The 1,162-nt window shown below is 72.7% G+C and carries 1 protein-coding gene; it reads right to left on the bottom strand.

From position 1 onward, the window contains the following. Positions 1-1,162 (bottom strand): DUF1688 family protein (locus tag AC1D2K_RS34980; protein WP_478095050.1); only part of this gene is annotated, 1,162 nt, incomplete at both ends.

The raw sequence follows: 1,162 nt of genomic DNA, 5'->3' as shown, positions 1-1,162 counted from the left end.
CGAGGACGCGGGCCAGCGGCAACTCTTCCTCGCTGAGCTCCATCACCTTGCGTACCCGGGCGGCGACCTCGTCGAGCAGCGCGACGGTCAGCGCGCGCCACTCGACGATGAATTCGTCGCCGACCTTCCAGTCGCGCTCGAGCAGCGCGGGGCTGCGCGGCACGATCAGGCCGCAGTCGATCAGCAGGCCGCCGTTGCGGTATTCGGGCAGGGCGGTCAGCGCCTCGACGTGGCGCACCTTGACGCCGGCCCACTCGAAGGGCTCGAGCATCGAGTAGCTGAGCCACTGCGAGAGCTTGTGGAAGGGCATCCAGCCGTTGGTGAGACCGGGGCCGCGGACCGCGCTGTGGCGCCAGCAGTCGCCGAGCGCGAGCGCCGGGTCGCCCGAGCCGAAGGCGCCGGACGCGTCGCTGCCGTCGGCCGCGATGCTGTCGATCGCATTGGCGGCCGGCCAGATGCCGGACAGCGATTCGAGCAGCAGCGACAGGATCTGGTGCGCCGTGATCTCCGCGGTCGGCGCCGCCGCCGGGCCATAGGGGCCCACCAGCGCATCGAACAGCCCGCCGGGTCGGCCGTCGTCGCCGAACACCTCGGGCTGCTCGCTCATCGCCTCGCCGAGCCGGCGCAGCAGCGTGGCGCGGCCCGCCAGCCCGACCAGCGGATTGACCGCGCTGACCTGGAAGGCGTCCCCGAGCCGATCGGTCACCAGCGCGCGCAAGCCGGCGGCGTCGGCCTGCAGCGGGTGGTCGGGGTTGGACGAGAACAGTCCGCTCGTGAAGGCATGGAAGCTTGCGACACCGAGGCCCTCGGAACGCGTGAAGCGCTGGCGGCCGGCGGCTTCGAAGTAGTGCCAGTTGGGGCCGGCGCCGGCGTCGAGCAGCACGCTGACCAGCACGAGGTCGATGTGGGCGCGGGCGCGCTGGCTCGCATCGACGTCGCCGAGCAACCGGTCGAGCGCGGCGACCCGGTTGACGCCGCCGGCCTCGAAATGGCGCCAGCGGCTGTGGTACGGGATCGGGCCCCAGGCATAGCGGTCGCGCGTGACTTCGGCGACCGTGCGCGCGGTGTCCTCGAGGGCGTCGTCGGCGCCGATCGTGAACCACTTCGATTCTCCGGCCCGGGCCCGTGCCAGCAGTGCCGCGGCACGGCTGCGCACCGCCTG

Source organism: Variovorax sp. P1_H12_2, from assembly GCF_056405335.1.
The sequence above is the reverse complement of the archived record's forward strand: the minus strand, read 5'-3'. Positions and strand labels throughout refer to the sequence as shown.